Consider the following 17,950-nt stretch of genomic DNA (forward strand, 5'->3'; position numbering starts at 1 on the left):
GGCGCGAGCTGCAGCACGCTGTGCGTGGTTGTTCGCCAAGGTTTAGGTGGGCTCCCGGGCATCCATGCGGGCACTGGTGGGTGGAAGGCTCGCTGCAGCGAGCGGATAGCGGTTTTTACCCGGAAGAACAATGAGCGGAATCGCAGCGATGGGTGAGCGGCCTGATTACGTTGCCCTGACGTGGTTGAAGGGCGAAATCGGTGAGGCGCTGAGGCAGGCGCGCCAGAGCCTCGAAAACTATGTCGAAGCACCACAGGATGCGCTACAGATGCGCTCTTGCCTGAGCTGCCTGCATCAGGTCCGTGGTTCGCTGCAGATACTGGAGCTCCGGGGCGCCGTGTTGCTGGCCGAGGAAATGGAGCAATTGGGCCTGGCGCTGCTCGAGGGGCAGGTGGCGCAGCGCGATGAAGCATTGGCCCTGCTCATCCAGGCGATCCTGCAACTACCGACCTACCTTGAACGTATCCAGGAGGTGCGCCGCGACATACCACTGGCCATCCTGCCGTTGCTCAACGATATGCGCGCTGTGCGCGGTGAAGTGTCTTTGACGGAGCCGCGGCTGTTGCTGCCCGCTCCGGAAAAGACCCCGCCACCCTTGTCCGAAGCCTCCCTGGCCGATCTGGATTCCGACGATCTGCCAGTGGTGCTGCGCAGGCTGCGGCAAATGCTGCAGACTGCACTGATCGCGGTGATTCGCGACCAGGACCTGCCTGGCAACCTGACGCGCATGGGCAAAGCTTTCGCGCATCTGGAAAAGCGTTGCCGGAATACTCCGTTAAGCCCGCTGTGGGAAGTGGCTGGCGGTGTCGTCGAGGGCATGCTTGAGGGTCAGATACCCAATACCCCAGCAGTGCGCAGCCTGCTGCACGAACTGGACAAGGAACTGAAGCTGCTGATCGAGCAGGGTGCCCGTGGCTTCAACCGATCTGCTCCCGAAGCGCTGCTGGAAAAGCTTCTTTTGCTCGTGGCCAAGGCTGCCTCCCGGACCCCTGCAATTCTTGCGCTCAAGGCACGTTATCGCTTGGATGAAGCGCTCTCGGACGAGGTCCTGGCCGCTCAGGATCGTACCCGGCTGGCCGGCCCCGACCGTTCCACGCTGCGCTCCGCCGTTTCCGCGCTTTGCGAAGAACTGGTTCGCATCAAGGACAGCCTGGACCTGTTCGTTCGCAGCGGCAGTAGCGAGCACCAGGCGTTCTCCGGCCATCTGGTCCGGTTGCTGGACCCTTTGAGGCGGATTGCCGATACGCTGGAACTTCTCGGTTTCGCGCAGTTATGCCAGATCGTCCGGGACCGGATCGAGTCCATCCGGGCAATGCTCCGGCAGCCGCCGCCGCCGGACGCTGCGTTGCTGATGGATATCGCCGGCTCGTTGCTGTTCGTCGAGGCTTCGTTGATCGGCAGGGTCGGCTTCCTGGAGCAGTCGGTCGGCGATGAGCATTCGCTGCCGATAGCGGATATCGCGCACATCCACCGACAGGTGCTGAAGGAAGTACGGGAGGATCTGGCCCAGGTGAAGGATTCAATGGCCGGATTCGTTTCATCCCGCTGGGATCATGATCGCCTGCAAACAGTGCCCGAGCTGTTCAACCGGGCTCGCGGTGCCCTGACGATGATTGCGTTACCGCGCGCCGCCGCCCTGATCGATGGCTGCGACCGCTATGTCCGCATGCGCATCCTCGACTCCGGCGCAGTGCCTGGCCGACAGGATCTGGATACCCTGGCGGAGATCATCAGCAGCCTGGACTATTACCTCGAGCGCCGGTGCGAGGATTCCGTCTCGCAGAGCGACTCTATTCTCGACATGGCCCAGCAACGCCTGCAAGCACTGAACTGCGAACCGACCGAAGAGCAGCTTCCTGTGCCCGCAAGCGCTTACCTTCCGGTTGCGTCCAAAGAGGATTCGACGCCCGTTGCCGTGCCGTCCGAAGTCGATTCGATCGCTGCCTCTGCATGTGCCGAGGAGGACGAGGCAACGAGCGGTGATACCCAAGCTGGGCTGTTGCCTGCGCCGGAAACCGAAAGCCTGATGGACGATGAGTTGATCAGGGTCTTCATCGAGGAAGCCGGCGAGGTACTGCAGACGATCGGCAATCACCTGCCCGTGTGGCGTGAAAAGCCGGGCGACAAACAGGCATTGGGTGAACTCCGCCGCGCTTTCCATACCCTCAAAGGGAGCGGTAGGATGGTGCAGGCGGCGCTCATCGCCGAGCTCGGCTGGGCGGTGGAAGATCTGCTCAAGCGCCTGATCGACGGCACTGTGGCGGCAAGCGAAGCGGCCGTTGCGGTCGTTTCGCAGGCAACCGTGCTGCTGCCAGAACTGCTCGATGAGTTTGCCGCGCAAGTCCAGCATCCACGCAGCGATGTCGACCGCCTGATCATGCAGGCCCAAAGGTTGGCGCAGGGGCTGAACGGCGCCATCGACTCCCCGGATATCCTGGCCGCGACAGCTCAGGGCCAGGGGCTCGATCCGCAGTTGGTCGAGATTTTCTGTGGTGAGGCAGAAACCCATCTCGATGCCATCGATGGATTTCTGGCCCGTTGCGCCGAACTGCTGCCGCAGCCGGTGACGGATGATCTGCAGCGCTCATTGCATACCCTGAAAGGCAGCTCCCGCATGGCCGGGATAGTACCGATTGATGAAATAGCCACGCCACTCGAAAAACTGGTCAAGGAATACAAGAATCATCTGATTCCTTTCGACCTGGCGGATACGGAGCTGTTGAAAAACGCTCTGGCGATGCTGCGCCGGGGGCTGGTTGATCTGCAGGCCGGCAAGCCTCTGGTTCCCGTGGAGGGAACCGAGGAACTCAAGGCGCAGATTGCGGCGCTCTACCTGGCTCGCCAGCCTGAAATGGCTGCCGGAAACGGCGAGTCTGCTGTTGTCGGCGCTCCAGCAGGCAAGGCCGGCGAGAATCCGATATCGCAGTTCGTATTCAGGTGCATGCCGCTTCTCCAGGGTCTTGAAGAGGCCCTGGCGAGCTGGCGACAGGAACCTGAGGAGGGCAGCCATATTGCGTCTATCCAGCGCGATCTGGTAGCACTGAGGCAGGCTGCACGGCTGGTCGAGCTACAACCGATCAATAAACTTTCCCAGGATCTGCTTGACCTGTATGAAGCAGCCAGAGTGCGAGAGGTTCCGGTCGATGAAGCCTTTCTCATCCTTGCCGAGCAGGGCCACGAAGCGCTGGTCTGCATGCTGGATCAGGTCGTGGCCGGGTTGCAGGTCACTCCGTACAACGATGTCGCCAACGGCCTGCAGGCCTTGCGTCATCGTGCGCGGCAAGCTCCCGAACCGGCCGCGACGTCGGTCGAGGCGGATACGCTCGACCGGGAAATGATCGCGATCTTCCTGGAGGAGTCCGTCGAGCTGCTGCACGATGCTACCCAGGCGCTCGAACGCTGGCGGCATGATAGGCAGGATCACGAGGCCCTGGCTGCGCTGCAACGGAATCTGCACACCATCAAGGGCGGTGCGCGTATGGCCGAAGTCCGCCCTATCGGCGATCTGGCCCACGAATTGGAATTTCTTTACGAAGGGCTGTTCGAGCAGCGTATCGAGGCTTCCGGCGAGTTGCTCGAGCTGCTGCAACGCAGTCATGACCGGCTCGCGATTCAACTGGATGAACTGCGGGCCAACACGCCGCTCGACAGCTCGCAGGATTTGCTCGAGGCGATCCAAGCCCTGCGCCGGGAAGCGCTCGCTAAGACGGCACCCGCCGGGGACGAGTTGCCACCGATGGTCGATGTGGTGGCTACCGACGCAGTCAGCGACAGTCACATTCCGGCACCAAGGCTGCCGGATGCCTTCGCCGAAAAGAGCCGGGACGACGATGGCGATCCACAGCAAGAGGCAGCGCTGCTCAGGCTCTTTCTAGAGGAAGGCTTTGTGATCCTGGAAAGCGCTTCCTCGTCTCTGCGGCACTGGATTGCCGACCCCGAAGCAGTTCATGAACTCGAACACCTGCAGCAGGATCTGCACCGGCTCAAGAGTGGCGCGCGCATGGCCGGGGTACGCCCGGTCGGCGATCTGGCCAACGAACTGGAGTTCGTCTACAAGGACTTGAACAGCGGCCACTTCAGCGCCGGTGCGGCGCTGCTTGACCTGCTCGAAACCTGCCACGACCGGCTCGCCGATATGTTCTACAAACTGCGGGCGAAACGAACGCTGCCCGATAGCCTGTTCCTGGTAGAGGAGTTGCGAGGTTTCCGCAAGCGCCCGGCCGATCCTGCACGCGTTGCTTCGTCGCACAGAGTGGCCAGCGACGCTGGGGATTCCGACGATGCGGACGTTCTACCGGTCTTCATCGAGGAAGCCGACGGTTTGCTGGATGCGCTGGGTTCGGCGCTGGAGCAATGGGCAGGCGGTGCGGATGAGGCGTTGGCCGATATGCTGCGAACCTTGCACGCCCTCAAGGGCAGTGCATATCTGGCAGATCAGAGCGGAATCGGCGATCTGGCCCACGAATTGGAGCGGTGCCTGAGCGCAGCGCGCCGGCAGGCCGACCCGCGTGCTTGCGGTCTGCTGGAAGCCATGCAGATCGGGCAGCGCGAGCTTGGGGAGGCGCTCGCGCGGCTGGGCAATGGCGCTGATGGCTCTCTCGCGGCGCCTGTGCCCATCCCCGCGCCACTGGCCGAGCCGGCGGAACACTTGGTCACTGCTGCCAGCGTGCGGGATCCCGACCTGCCGGCATCCCCCAAGGTTCTTCCCTTTGTCCAGGCTGCCCAGGAAGCGGCCCGCGCCGCCGCGGCCCAGCGTGCTCCCGAGGAAATGGTCAGGGTTCCAGCCGGACTGCTCGAGCAATTGGTCAATCTGGCCGGTGAAACGTCCATTTCCCGGGCACGGATCGAGCAACAGATCAGCGATTGCAACTTCACCCTGAACGAGATGGATGCCACGATCGAACGGGTACGTGACCAGCTTCGGCGGCTGGATATCGAAACCCAGGCGCAGATTCTCAGTCGCCATCGTGCCGAAGGGGAAAGAAGCGCCCGTGAGGAGTTCGATCCGCTGGAACTGGATCGTTACTCGCAGCTGCAGCAACTGTCGCGCTCCCTGTTCGAATCGGCTTCGGATCTGCTGGATCTGAAGGAAACCTTGGCGGCGCGCAATCGCGACGCCGAATCTCTGCTGAACCAGCAGGCGCGAATCAACACTGAGCTTCAGGAAGGCCTGATGCGTACCCGTATGGTGCCTTTCGAGCGGGTCATGCCGCGCTTGCGTCGGATTGTTCGCCAGGTGGCCACAGAGCTGGGCAAGCAGGTCGAACTCGTCGGTGGCAATGCGAGCGGCGAAATGGACCGCAGCGTACTCGAGCGCATCATTGCCTCGCTTGAGCATATGCTGCGCAATGCGGTCGATCACGGAATCGAGACGCCCGAGCAGCGCCGGCTGGCAGGCAAGCCGGAAACTGGTTCGATCAAACTCGAACTGGCTCGCGAAGGTGGCGACATTCTGGTGATCCTGGCCGACGATGGCGCCGGTATCGACATCGATGCGGTGCGACGCAAGGCGGTCGAGCGTGGGCTGCTGGCAGCCAACAGCCATCTGGCCGACCGTGAAGTGCTGCAGTTTATCTTCGCCGCCGGCTTCAGTACGGCCGGACAGGTTACGCAGATTTCCGGGCGTGGCGTCGGGTTGGATGTGGCCTGTGCCGAGGTGCGGCAGTTGGGGGGAGCGATGAGCATCGATTCCTACCCGGGCAAGGGATCGCGTTTCGTCATCCGACTGCCGTTTACCGTATCGACCAACCGCTCGCTGATGGTGTGTTCCGGCGAGGATCTCTACGCCGTTCCATTGAACGCGGTCGAAGGTATCGTGCGACTTTCTGCCACTGACTTGAAAAAATACTATCGATCGGATGTGCCGCATTTCGAGTACGCGGGGCGGCGTTACGAGTTGTGCTACCTCGGCGACCTTCTGGGGACCGGGCAACAGCCCGCTCTGGAAGGCCGCAATATCCCATTGCCGGTGCTGCTGGTGCGCTCTGGCGAATCCGTGGTTGCGGTCCAGGTCGACTCTCTGAGCGGCTCGCGCGATATCGTGGTGAAGACCCTCGGGCCGCAATTCGCCGGCGTCCAGAGCGTATCGGGAGCAACCCTGCTCGGCGATGGACGGGTCGTCGTCATTCTGGACCTGCCGGGAGCCATTCGTGTCCGGCAGACGCGCATGCATCTGCCGCGCCCGAACATACAGTGGGCCTCGACTGCCGATGGCGAGACCAGTCGAGGCCGTCCGCCGTTGATTATGGTGGTCGATGATTCGGTTACCGTGCGCAAGGTCACCAGCCGTTTCCTGGAGCGCAATGGCATGAATGTACTGACCGCCAAAGATGGCGCCGATGCCATTCTCCTCCTGCAACAGCAGCAGCCGGATGTTGTGTTGCTGGATATCGAAATGCCACGCATGGATGGCTACGAGGTTGTCGCACAGATGCGCCACGATCAGCGCTTGAAGGATTTGCCGATCATCATGATCACTTCGCGCACCGGCAGGAAACATCGAGAGCGGGCCATGGCCATTGGCGTCAACGAATATTTCGGCAAGCCGTACCAGGAATCCGCACTACTCGAAGCCATCCACCGACTGGTTGCCAGGCATGCGTGAGGATGCTTGCGCTGCGCGCATTGCCGTCATCGCCGATACCTCGCTGCAACGCCATACCCTGCAGCGAGTCCTGGATGTCAATGGCTACCAGGTGGTGCTCAATCGGGATCCACAGCGTCTGGAAGAGGCCGACTTGAGTGCCTGCCAGGCCGATCTCTGGCTGATCGATCTGACACAGATCGAGGATTCGCTACTAATCGATACGCTGCTGGAAAAGTCTGTGGTGCCCGTGCTGTTCGGTGAAGGCGATGCGCCAAGACAGCAGTCGGATGAGTACTCGCAGTGGGAGCGGCGTCTGGTAGGAAAGCTCAAGCGTCTGGTCGGGGATTCCAGCCGTGCGGTCGGCCCCAGCCTGAAGGCGCTTTTCGAGGATGCCGGGCAGCCTGCCCGTCTGGAGATTCCCCCCGCGCTTTCCAGCAAGAGACTGCAGTTTGGTCAACCGGCACGTGAAGTCTGGTTGCTGGCTGCGGCGATGGGCGGGCCGGGAGCGGTCAAGGGATTTCTCGATGCCTTGCCGGGCGGCCTGCCGGTCGCTTTTCTGTATGCTCAGCATATCGACGCCAGATTCGAGACGTTGCTGTCTCAGGCGGTAGGGCGACATAGCCAATGGCATATCGGTCCTGCACGACATGGCGAGAAATTGCGTTGCGGTGAGATGGTCGTGGTGCCGGTAGCTCAGGAACTGGCTTTCGGCAAGGATGGTTCCATGCAACTGGGCGGGGTTGCCTGGCCCGAGCCCTATAGTCCGTCGATCGAGCGAATGATGCTGAATCTGGCGCAGCAATTCGGCGCGCATTGTGGCGTCATTGTTTTCAGCGGCATGGGCTCCGATGGCAGCAATGCCGCCGCTTATGTGTCTCGCCGCGGCGGCAAGCTCTGGACCCAGCAAGCCGATGGCTGTGCCTGCCCGAGCCTGCCGGAAAGCCTGCGGGAAATAGGATATGGCCTGTTCAGCGCTTCTCCACCGGGTTTAGCCCGGGCTCTGCTCGAGCATCTTGCGGAGCAGGCAGTTTCTGAGTTGGAGATTTCTCATGAATAGTTTGTTGGTTCGCCAGGAAGGCGAGGAACGCCTCGCCTGTCTGCTATTGCCTCTGGCTGATCGCCAATTGTTGCTACCCAATGTGGCGATTGCCGAATTGATTTCCTTTCGTGCGCCGCAGCCGGTCGCGGATCTGCCGAGCTGGTTTCTCGGCTGGATTTGCTGGCGTGACTTGCAACTTCCCTTGCTGTCTTTCGAAGAAGTTTCCGCGGGGCAGGTTCGCTTTGTCTGCGCGAACCGGATCGCCGTCTTGAATGCGCTGGGTGGACGAGAGCAGCTGAAGTTCATCGCCTTGCTGATCCAGGGGATCCCGCGCTCGGTTCGGGTCGACAGCGATCTGGCGGCTATCGGAGCCAAGCTGGCGCCGTTCGAGCTGGAGGTGGTCAGCCTGGGCGATGAACAGGCCAGCATTCCCGATCTGGCCGGGCTGGAGCAGCTGTTGGTCGATCTGGAACTGGTTTGATCTTGCGATGAACCCTCTAGAAATCACCCCATAGTTGCTGGGCCACGGCCAGCGCTACCACCGGAGCCGTTTCGGTCCGCAGGATGCGAGGGCCGAGGCGGGCGCCCTGGAAGCCGGCCTCCAGGGCCTGGTGCACTTCCGCTTCGCTCAGTCCTCCTTCCGGTCCGATCAGCAGGGCCAGGCTTTGCGGCCGGGCATGTTCCGGTAATGGCGTTGCGACCGGGTGCAGGACCAGCCTGAGCTCGGCTTCGGTTCGCTGCAGCCAGTCTGCCAAGGCTTGCGGTGCGTGAATAACTGGCAGGACCGAGCGCCCGCATTGTTCACAGGCACTGATCGCGATTTGCCGCCAGTGGCTCAGGCGCTTGTCGGTACGCTCGTCGTTCAAGCGGACTTCGCAGCGTTCGCTGAAGAGCGGGGTGATTTCCGTAGCACCCAGTTCGGTAGCCTTCTGGATCGCCCAGTCCATGCGCTCGCCCCGCGAAAGTCCCTGGCCCAGATGTACCTGTAGCGCCGATTCAGGCAGGCCGGGCAAGGCTTCACGCAGTTCGACACGAGCACTTTTCTTGCCGACTTCGGTCAGCTCGCCCAGGTATTCCACGCCACTGCCATCGAAGAGTTGAACCTCGGAACCGGCATTCAAGCGCAGCACTCGCCCGATGTAGTGCGCCTGGGCTTCGGGGAGATCGTGTTGGCCAAGGGATAGTGGGAGATCGACGAAGAAGCGGGAAAGACGCATATGAAAGGGCTACAGGCTTTAGATAGGGGGCTGCAAGCTTAACTCTTGCAGCTTGCAGCTTGCAGCTTGCAGCTTGCAGCTTGCAGTCCTCTTCTAGCCTGGATCGCGGTGTCCCGGATAGCGGCCCATGTCTACCCGTGTACTGGCGCTTTTCCGGGTGGCGAGGTCGATTCCCTTGGTAGCGACCTCGGCGAGAAAGTCGATCTGGTCGGGGGTAATGACATAAGGCGGCAACAAATAAACCACGTTGCCCAGCGGTCGCAGCAGGGCGCCGCGCTCCAAAGCATGCTGGTAGACCGTCATGCCCCGTCGTTCCTGCCAGGGATAAGGCGTTTTGCTGGCCTTGTCCTGCACCATCTCGATGGCCAGGACCATGCCAGTCTGGCGTACTTCTGCCACGTGGGGATGCTCGGCCAGGTGTGCGCAGGCTTGCCCCATATGCGCAGCCAGTGCCCGGTTCGCCTCGATAACGCCATCCTGCTCGAAGATATCCAGGGTCGCCAGTGCGGCTGCGCAAGCCAGAGGGTTACCGGTGTAGGTATGCGAATGCAGGAAGGCGCGCAGCGTGGTGTAGTCGTCGTAGAACGCCTGGTACAGCTCGTTGGTAGTAAGCACTGCGGCCATCGGTAGATAGCCACCGGTCAAGGCTTTGGACAGAACCAGGAAATCCGGCGTGATGCCAGCCTGTTCACAGGCGAACAGTGTGCCGGTACGGCCGAAGCCGACCGCGATCTCGTCGTGGATCAGATGTACGCGATAGCGGGTGCAGGCTTCACGCAGCAATTGCAGGTAAACCGGGTGGTACATGCGCATGCCGCCGGCACCCTGGATCAGCGGTTCCACGATCACGGCCGCGATTTCGTGATGGTGCTCGGCAAGACACTGTTCCATGTGGCTGAACATGTTGCGTGAGTGTTCTGCCCAGTCCATGCCTTCCGGTCGCAGGTAGCAGTCCGGGCTCGCCACCTTGAGGGTATCCAGCAGCAGCGGTTTGTAGATGTCGGTGAACAGCGCCACGTCGCCCACCGACATGGCCGCCACGGTTTCGCCGTGATAGCTGTTGGTCAGCGTGACGAAGCGTTTCTTTTGTGCGTGACCGCTGTTGCGCCAGTAGTGATAGCTCATCTTCAGCGCGACTTCGATCCCGGAAGAGCCGTTGTCGGCATAGAAGGCGCGGGAGAGCCCCGGTGGAGCGAGTTGCAGCAGCCGTTCGGACAGCTCGATCACAGGCGCATGGCTGAAGCCGGCGAGCATCACGTGTTCGAGATTTTCCAGTTGTCCGCGGATGCGCGCATTGATGCGCGGGTTGGCGTGGCCGAAGACATTGACCCACCATGAGCTCACTGCATCCAGATAACGCTTGCCGTCGAAATCTTCCAGCCAGACGCCTTCCCCACGCCGAATCGGGATTAAGGGCAACTGCTCGTGATCCTTCATTTGCGTGCAGGGATGCCAGACAACAGCCAGGTCGCGTTGCATCCAGGCGTGATTTCGACTCATGAGCATTTCTCCTTGCAGTGGGGCCGCAGACTAGCAGAGGTACCTTGATCAAGTGATGGTGGATTTGTCATATCCAATTGATCGGTGTTTCTCAGCGAAATAATCCGTCTTTACCCGATAGATTTGCCGCTAGGCTTTTCCCAATTCATGCAGGAGTCGCTCGCGATGCAATGGCGTAATTCAACTGATAGCTATGGGCTGATTGGCAGGCTGTTGCACTGGCTGGTTGCCGTTACGGTATTCGGCCTGTTTGGCCTGGGTATCTGGATGCGCGGGCTCGACTATTACAGCAGTTGGTACCGTGCGGCTCCGGAGATCCACAAGAGCATCGGCATGCTGCTCTTTGGCCAGATGCTGGTGCGAGTCGCCTGGCGTTTTTTCAGCCCGGGACCGGCGCCGTTGGCCAGCCATGGCAGCCTGGTGCAGGTCGCGACCAGGCTTATGCACGAGCTGCTCTATCTCGGGCTGTTTGCCGTGATGATTGCCGGCTACCTCATTTCCACCGCCGATGGTCGTTCTATCGAGGTATTCGGCTGGTTCGCAGTGCCGGCTTCGGTCACCTCGCTTGCCAATCAGGCGGATTTGGCCGGAATGATCCATAAATACCTGGCTTGGCTGCTCGTTATCCTGGCTGCACTGCATGCTCTGGCCGCTCTCAAGCACCACTTCATCGATCGTGACTCGACCCTGCTGCGGATGGCAGGCCGAGTATCGAAGGCTCAAGTTTCGATCCGCTAATCACTAAGGAGAAACTGTAATGTTGAAAAAAAGGTTTATCGCTCTGGCTCTGGCTTCCACCCTGTTTGGCGGGCAAGCGCTGGCTGCCGATTATGTGATCGACAAGGAGGGCCAGCACGCTTTCGTCAATTTCAAGATCAGCCATCTGGGGTTCAGCTGGCTATACGGTACCTTCAAGGATTTTGACGGTACCTTCAGCTTCGATGCGGACAAGCCGGAAGCCAGCAAGGTCAAGGTCAATCTGCAGACCGCCAGTGTCGACAGCAATCATGCCGAGCGTGACAAGCACTTGCGCAGCCCTGATTTTCTCAACGTTGCGGCACATCCGACGGCAACGTTCGAATCCACTTCGGTCAAGTCTACCGGCAAGAATACGGCCGATATCGCCGGCAACCTGACCTTGAACGGCGTTACCAAGCCAATCGTGATCGCTGCGCATTTTTTGGGTGAAGGCAAGGATCCATGGGGCGGATATCGTGCCGGATTCGAAGGGAACACGACACTCAAGCTGAAGGATTTCGCTATCGAGAAGGATCTTGGCCCGGCCTCGCAGACAGTGGAGCTGATCTTATCCATCGAAGGGGTTCGACAGTAGATTTTCGATAGGTTGGTTTTCGTGAAACAACGCCGGCCCGGAGCCGGCGTTGTGCTTTCCAGCCTTTTTATATGTGCGGTCATTGGCCGCATATTTAGGGCTGAATTGGGTTCAGGACCTTCGCTAAGGTGCGGATTGCCTGCTACATACCGATTTTGGAAAAGTTTTTATAGCCCCTTTTCATAACCATTAGAGCAATCGTGTTATTGCATAAGATATTGATTTTAATGTTTTTATTTTTTAATGGTAACGAGTTTTTTTATAAGAGACTGATTCTTATTGATAAACGTGCAAGAGCATGATTGCACTGATATGACCAAGAGATTGGTTTACAGACAATTATGGATGTAAGTATATTTCAGCAGTTCTTCCCACTCCTGGTAGAAATTCGTTCCACGCTAAGGTCCGCCTGCCCAAGAGGTTCTCCATGACATCCATCAAGTCGGCATGCGCTGCACTGGTCTCTATTGCAGCTGCTGTGTTCATGCTCAGCGCATGTCGGGAGCAGGAAGCTGCACAAACCCAGCAAAAACCGGCCCCGCAAGTTGGTATCGTCGTTCTGAAATCCGAGCCCGTCGCCCTTACGTCCGATTTACCGGGGCGGACTCAGGCCTATCGGGTCGCCCAAGTCCGTCCGCAAGTCGATGGTATTGTTCAGAAACGGCTGTTTACCGAAGGTACAGAGGTCAAGGCGGGCCAACAGCTCTATCAGATCGACCCGTCGATGTATAATGCGGTGCTCAAGAGCGCCAGTGCGACCCTGGCTTCCACCAAAGCCCTGACCGAGCGCTATTCGGCATTGGTCAAGCAGCAGGCGGTGAGCCGACAATCCTATGACGATGCTCGTGCCTCCATGCTGCAGGCCGAAGCCTCGGTCGAACAAGCGCGTATCAACCTTCGCTATACCAAGGTCATGGCACCTATCACTGGGCGAATCGATCGCTCGCTGGTTACCGAGGGAGCTCTGGTCAGTAGCCGTCAGGACCAGGCATTGGCCATCATCTATCAGCTTGATCCCATTTATGTGGACGTGACCCAGCCGTCGCGCGAGTTGCTGCGCCTGCGCCGCGATTTCAACGAAGGACGCTTGCAGAAAGCTAGCGACCATGCGGCCCGGATCACCTTGACTCTTGAGGATGGTACCCAGTACCAGCAGGAAGGAACCCTGGAATTCGCCGAAGTGTCGGTCGATCAGGGAACCGGCTCGGTAACCGTGCGCGCAATCTTTCCTAATCCCGAGCGTACCTTGCTGCCCGGTATGTTTGTTTACGCCAAATTGGTCGAGGGCGTGCAGGAACAGGCAATTCTGGCGCCGCAGCAAGGTATTACGCATGACACTAAAGGCAATGCGGTTGCCATGGTGGTCAATGCCGAGAACAAGGTCGAATCGCGCCCAGTCGTTACTGGACGCACGGTAGGTAACCGCTGGCTGATTCTCGATGGGTTGAAAGAGGGGGATCGGCTGATCACCGAAGGTCTGCAGTACATCAAGCCGGGAGCGGAGGTCAAGGCCGTTCCCGCCACCAATGTCGCGGGCTCTGCAACCGAGCCGCCACGCAAGCAAGAAGGCTGAGGGCCGAGCATGTCCAGATTCTTTATCGACAGGCCGGTCTTTGCCTGGGTGATCGCCTTGCTAATCATGCTGATCGGCGGCTTGTCCATCTTGCGCTTGCCGATCAACCAGTATCCGGATATCGCCGCGCCCGCCGTGGCGATTTCCGTGACCTATCCCGGTGCGTCGGCGCAGACGGTGCAAGACACGGTAGTCCAGGTGATCGAGCAGCAGCTCAATGGTCTCGATGGCCTGCGTTACATCTCGTCGAACAGTAACTCTGACGGTTATATGACTATCACCGTCACGTTCGACCAGGGCACCAACCCGGACATCGCCCAGGTACAGGTACAGAACAAGCTGCAGTTGGCCACGCCGAACCTGCCGCTGGAAGTTCAGCAGCAGGGGATCCGGGTTACCAAATCGGCTACCAGTTATCTGATGATTGTCGGCGTGGTTTCGACCGATGGCCAACTGGAGCGGGGCGATCTGGCCGATTTCATCGTTTCCAACTTACAGGATCCGATTTCGCGTACCTATGGGGTTGGCGATTTCCAGGTATTCGGCACCCAGTACTCGATGCGAATCTGGCTGGACCCTGTCAAGCTGAATAACTTTCAGTTGACCCCAGTCGATGTAAGGAATGCCATCACTGCCCAGAACGTCCAGATTTCATCCGGGCAACTGGGGGGGCAGCCGGCCGTGCCCGGGCAGCAACTGACCGCTACTATCATCGGCAAGACTCGCCTGCAGACGCCCGAACAGTTCGACAATATCCTGCTGACGGTAAACAGTGACGGTTCCCAGGTCCGCCTGAAGGATGTTGCACGTTCGGAACTGAGTTCTCAGGACGCGAATATTTCCTCGCTCTTCAATGGTAAGCCGGCCAGTGGTATCGGGATCAGGCTGGCTACTGGCGCTAACGCCTTGGATACTGCCGAAGCGGTGCGCGAGACGATGAACCAATTGACCTCCCTGCTGCCGCCGGGGGTGGATGTCGTCTATCCATACGATACGACGCCTGTGATCAAAGAATCGATCATGACGGTGGTGCATACACTGTTCGAGGCGATCGTTCTGGTTTTCCTGGTGATGTTTCTGTTCCTACAGAATTTTCGTGCCACCCTGGTGCCAACTCTGGCTGTTCCGGTCGTGTTGCTCGGAACCTTTGCGGTATTGGCTATGTTCGGCTATTCGATCAATACGCTGACCATGTTCGCCATGGTTCTGGCGATTGGCCTGCTGGTAGACGATGCCATCGTGGTGGTAGAGAACGTCGAGCGGGTGATGGCCGAGGAGGGGTTGTCGCCGCTGGAGGCAACTCGCAAATCGATGGATCAGGTCCAGGGAGCGCTGGTCGGGATTGGCACCGTGTTATCGGCAGTATTTCTGCCCATGGCGTTCTTCAGTGGATCGACCGGCATTATCTTTCGCCAGTTTTCGCTCACCATCGCCACGGCCATGGGGCTATCGGTGCTGGTTGCGCTGGTCTTCACTCCGACGCTATGCATCATGCTGCTCAAGCCTTCGGCTGTCGGTCACCATGAAAAGCGTGGCTTCTTCGGCTGGTTCAACCGTGTGTTCGAGCGCAGCGTAAATGGCTACAAACACAGTGTTGCGTCCATTCTACGGCACAAGGCCCCTTATTTGATCGTATATGTCGTGATCGTCGTTGCCATAGGCTGGCTCTTTACCAAGCTACCCAGTGCCTTTTTACCCGAAGAGGACCAGGGTGTGTTGTTCGTCCAGGCCCAGACGCCGGTTGGTTCCAGTGCTGAGCGGACCCAGCAGACCATGGATAAAGTCCGTCAGTATCTGCTTGAAGATGAAGGTCATATTGTTCCATCGGCCTTTACCCTCACTGGCTTCAACTTTGCCGGGCGTGGCCAGAATTCGGGGCTTGCTTTCGTCACTCTCAAACCTTGGGAGGACCGACCCAATCCTGAGGACTCGGTTTTTGCCTTGATGCGGCGGGCCCAGCGACACTTCGCCGGTATTCGTGATGCGATGGTTTTCCCCTTTGCCCCGCCTGCAGTGATTGCATTGGGTAACGCATCGGGTTTCGATGTCTTTTTGGAGGATCGCGGTAACCTTGGTCATGAAGCATTGGTTCAGGCTCGCAATCAAGTGCTCGGGATGGCCGCACAAGCTCCCGAGCTGGTTGGTGTGCGCCCTAACGGCATGAATGATGAACCCCAGTTCAAGCTGGAAATCGACGATGAAAAGGCCAGGGTGCTTGGCATATCGCTCACTGAGATCAATGCGACCGTGTCGGCGGGCTGGGGTACTAGCTATGTCAACGACTTCATCGATCGCGGCCGGGTCAAGAGGGTATACATGCAGGGCGAACCCGCAGCCCGTATGTCTCCGGAAAACTTCAAGGACTGGTATGTTCGCAACAGCAGTGGTGCGATGGTGCCGTTCACTGCATTTGCCTCAGGAAAGTGGATCTATGGATCGCCCAGACTGGAACGTTACAATGGAGTGTCGGCAGTCGAGATCCTCGGCCAGCCGGCACCCGGCTATTCCACTGGAGAGGCGATGGCGGCAATGGAGCGGATCATGGAACAATTGCCGCCTACCATCACTCACTCCTGGACGGGCGTTTCGTTCGAAGAGCGCTCGGCTGGAAACCTGGCTCCGGCTCTTTACGCTTTATCACTGGTCGTTGTGTTCCTCTGTCTGGCCGCCTTGTATGAAAGCTGGGCGATTCCCTTTGCTGTCCTTTTAGTGGTCCCGCTGGGCGTTATCGGCGCTCTGGGCGCGACTCTCGGGCGTGGGCTCTCCAACGATGTGTTCTTCCAGGTCGGTCTGCTGACCACGATCGGGCTGACAGCGAAGAACGCAATCCTTATCGTCGAATTTGCCAAGGAGTTGCACGAGCAAGGCAAGAGTCTGATCGAGGCTGCCATCGAGGCCTGTCGCATGCGCTTGCGCCCGATCATCATGACGTCGATGGCTTTTACCTTAGGGGTGGTTCCCTTGGCCATCACCACCAGCGCAGGTGCCGGTAGTGCGCATGCGATCAGTACCGGGGTGATCGGCGGTATGTTGTCTGCGACTTTTCTGGCGATCTTCTGGGTACCGTTGTTCTTCGTAGTGGTGCTGTCTTTGAAAGAGCGAAAAGAAAGAAAAACCAAGCACGATGTTAGTGAAGAGGAGGGTTCAGAGTGAACAAGTCACCATTGGCCTTGGCTTTGCTTTTGGTATTGTCAGGCTGCTCGTTTATTCCTGGCTATGAGCAGCCAGAGTTACCCGTCGAGCGGACCTTCAATACCCGAACCGAGGAAATGGATCAACCGGATTTGGTCTGGCGCACTTTCTTCCGCGATCCAGCGATGCGCCAACTGATCGAAATCGCTCTGGAAAACAACCGAGATCTGCGTACGGCTGCGCTGAATGTGGAGGCTTATCAGGCGCAATATCGTATTTCTCGCTCGGATCTTTTTCCGAAATTCAATGTGTCCGGCGTTGAAAGCCGTCGACGCATTCCGATGGGCACCAATGGTGGCAATAGTGGTAGCGGTAATACCACTAGCGGTGGTACTTCTGGCACCAGCTCAAATTATACCGGTCCCGGCAGCAACGGCAGTTCAGCGACAATTACCTCCTGGTATGCGACAACCATGGATGTTTCCTGGCAAATCGACCTGTTCGGCCGGCTGAATAGTTTGCGTGAGCAGGCGCTGGAGCAATATTTCGCTACTGAAGCTGCACACCGTGGCGTTCAGGTCAGCCTGATTGCCAACGTCGCCAATGCTTGGCTGAGTTGGCAAGCTGATCAGGCGCAGCTGGAGCTGAGCCAAAATACGCTTAAGGCTTATGAGGAAACCCTGCGCCTGACCCAGAGTACGTTCGATCTCGGTACTGCGTCGGCACTGGATGTCCGCCAGGCACAGACGACAGTAGACTCCACGCGGGCAACCTTGGAATCTTATGCTCGTGCCGTAATGCTTGATCGCAATGAGTTGACCTTGTTACTGGGGCAGAAAATTCCAGACAACATCAAGCCTGACTGGAAACCGGATGGTCATCAGTTGGCCGATTTTCCTGTGGGTATGTCGTCCGATCTGCTGTTACAGCGGCCAGATATTATAGAAGCTGAATATCAGCTCAGAGCGGCCAACGCCAACATTGGAGCTGCCCGTTCCGCATTTTTCCCGACTATCACGCTCTCGGCATCGGCAGGTACTGCTGGCGGTTCGATTTCAGATTTATTCGAGGGGGGCTCGGGCTACTGGAGCTTTGTACCTAGTATTTCCTTGCCAATTTTCCGGGCTGGTGAGCTGATGGGAAATCTCGATTACGCCAAGGTCAGCAAGAACATGCAGGTCTCGAATTACGAGCAGGCTATTCAGACGGCTTTTCGCGAGGTTAACGACGGTCTTGCTGCACGGACCACCTATCACCGCCAGGTACAGGCTCAGAACGATCTGGTCGATACCAGCCAGGATTATTATCGCCTTGCCGAGCTGCGCTATCGAACCGGAGTGGACAATTACTTGACCTTGCTGGATGCGCAGCGCCAATTGTTCTCCGCTCGCCAGCAACTGATCACTGACCAGCTCGATCAGCACATCAGCGAGGTCAATCTGTTCAAGGCGCTCGGTGGTGGTTGGCAGGAAACCACGGCTGACAAGTCAGAAGTAGTGATGCTTTGATATCTGTTCCGCTGTAATGAAAATGCCGACCCTGTGGTCGGCATTTTCACGGAAACCTGGAG

General features: G+C 58.8%; 10 protein-coding genes. 8 read left to right on the forward strand and 2 right to left on the reverse strand.

Annotated elements, in window-relative coordinates:
- The first annotated feature begins 130 nt into the window (after positions 1–130).
- From FHR87_RS11045 to FHR87_RS11055, 3 genes are read left to right on the forward strand one after another with little or no spacing between them, the layout of a single operon-like run.
- Entirely contained in the window at positions 131–6,604 is a 6,474-nt protein-coding gene (locus tag FHR87_RS11045) for an Hpt domain-containing protein (RefSeq protein ID WP_420826738.1), read from the forward strand.
- Positions 6,597–7,643, forward strand: coding sequence for a chemotaxis protein CheB (locus FHR87_RS11050; RefSeq protein ID WP_183166785.1), 1,047 nt, complete (start codon positions 6,597–6,599; stop codon positions 7,641–7,643). The genes FHR87_RS11045 and FHR87_RS11050 overlap by 8 nt, the downstream gene beginning before the upstream one ends.
- Positions 7,636–8,106: a chemotaxis protein CheW gene (locus FHR87_RS11055; protein WP_183166786.1), complete on the forward strand. Its 471-nt coding sequence runs from the start codon at positions 7,636–7,638 to the stop codon at positions 8,104–8,106. The genes FHR87_RS11050 and FHR87_RS11055 overlap by 8 nt, the downstream gene beginning before the upstream one ends.
- A gap of 16 nt (positions 8,107–8,122) precedes the next feature.
- Here FHR87_RS11055 and FHR87_RS11060 read toward each other — a convergent pair whose 3' ends face one another.
- On the reverse strand, positions 8,123–8,842 hold the full coding sequence (locus tag FHR87_RS11060; protein WP_183166787.1) for a 16S rRNA (uracil(1498)-N(3))-methyltransferase: 720 nt from the start codon (positions 8,840–8,842) through the stop codon (positions 8,123–8,125).
- A 93-nt stretch (positions 8,843–8,935) separates the two neighbouring features.
- Positions 8,936–10,342 carry an adenosylmethionine--8-amino-7-oxononanoate transaminase gene (locus FHR87_RS11065; RefSeq protein ID WP_183166788.1) on the reverse strand — a complete coding sequence of 469 codons (1,407 nt, stop codon included), beginning with the start codon at positions 10,340–10,342 and terminating at the stop codon, positions 8,936–8,938.
- 165 nt (positions 10,343–10,507) lie between these two features.
- On the opposite strand from FHR87_RS11065, the gene FHR87_RS11070 reads away from it, so the two are divergent.
- The 5 genes from FHR87_RS11070 (at position 10,508) to FHR87_RS11090 (ending at position 17,888) form a co-directional block, all read left to right on the forward strand.
- Positions 10,508–11,080, forward strand: a complete 573-nt coding sequence (locus tag FHR87_RS11070; protein WP_183166789.1) for a cytochrome b — start codon at positions 10,508–10,510, stop codon at positions 11,078–11,080.
- A gap of 19 nt (positions 11,081–11,099) precedes the next feature.
- The gene (locus tag FHR87_RS11075; protein ID WP_183166790.1) at positions 11,100–11,675 is read left to right on the forward strand and encodes a YceI family protein; all 576 of its coding nucleotides are present in this window, start codon (positions 11,100–11,102) and stop codon (positions 11,673–11,675) included.
- A 427-nt stretch (positions 11,676–12,102) separates the two neighbouring features.
- Positions 12,103–13,248 carry an efflux RND transporter periplasmic adaptor subunit gene (locus tag FHR87_RS11080; RefSeq protein ID WP_183166791.1) on the forward strand — a complete coding sequence of 382 codons (1,146 nt, stop codon included), beginning with the start codon at positions 12,103–12,105 and terminating at the stop codon, positions 13,246–13,248.
- A gap of 9 nt (positions 13,249–13,257) precedes the next feature.
- Positions 13,258–16,401 (forward strand): efflux RND transporter permease subunit, encoded by a 3,144-nt coding sequence (locus FHR87_RS11085; RefSeq protein ID WP_183166792.1) that lies wholly within the window; start codon positions 13,258–13,260, stop codon positions 16,399–16,401.
- Positions 16,398–17,888, forward strand: coding sequence for an efflux transporter outer membrane subunit (locus tag FHR87_RS11090; protein ID WP_183166793.1), 1,491 nt, complete (start codon positions 16,398–16,400; stop codon positions 17,886–17,888). Before FHR87_RS11085 ends, FHR87_RS11090 begins: the two co-directional genes overlap by 4 nt.
- The last annotated feature ends 62 nt before the right edge of the window (positions 17,889–17,950 follow it).

It is taken from the genome of Azomonas macrocytogenes, from assembly GCF_014191985.1.
Taxonomy (GTDB): Bacteria; Pseudomonadota; Gammaproteobacteria; order Pseudomonadales; family Pseudomonadaceae; genus Azomonas; species Azomonas macrocytogenes.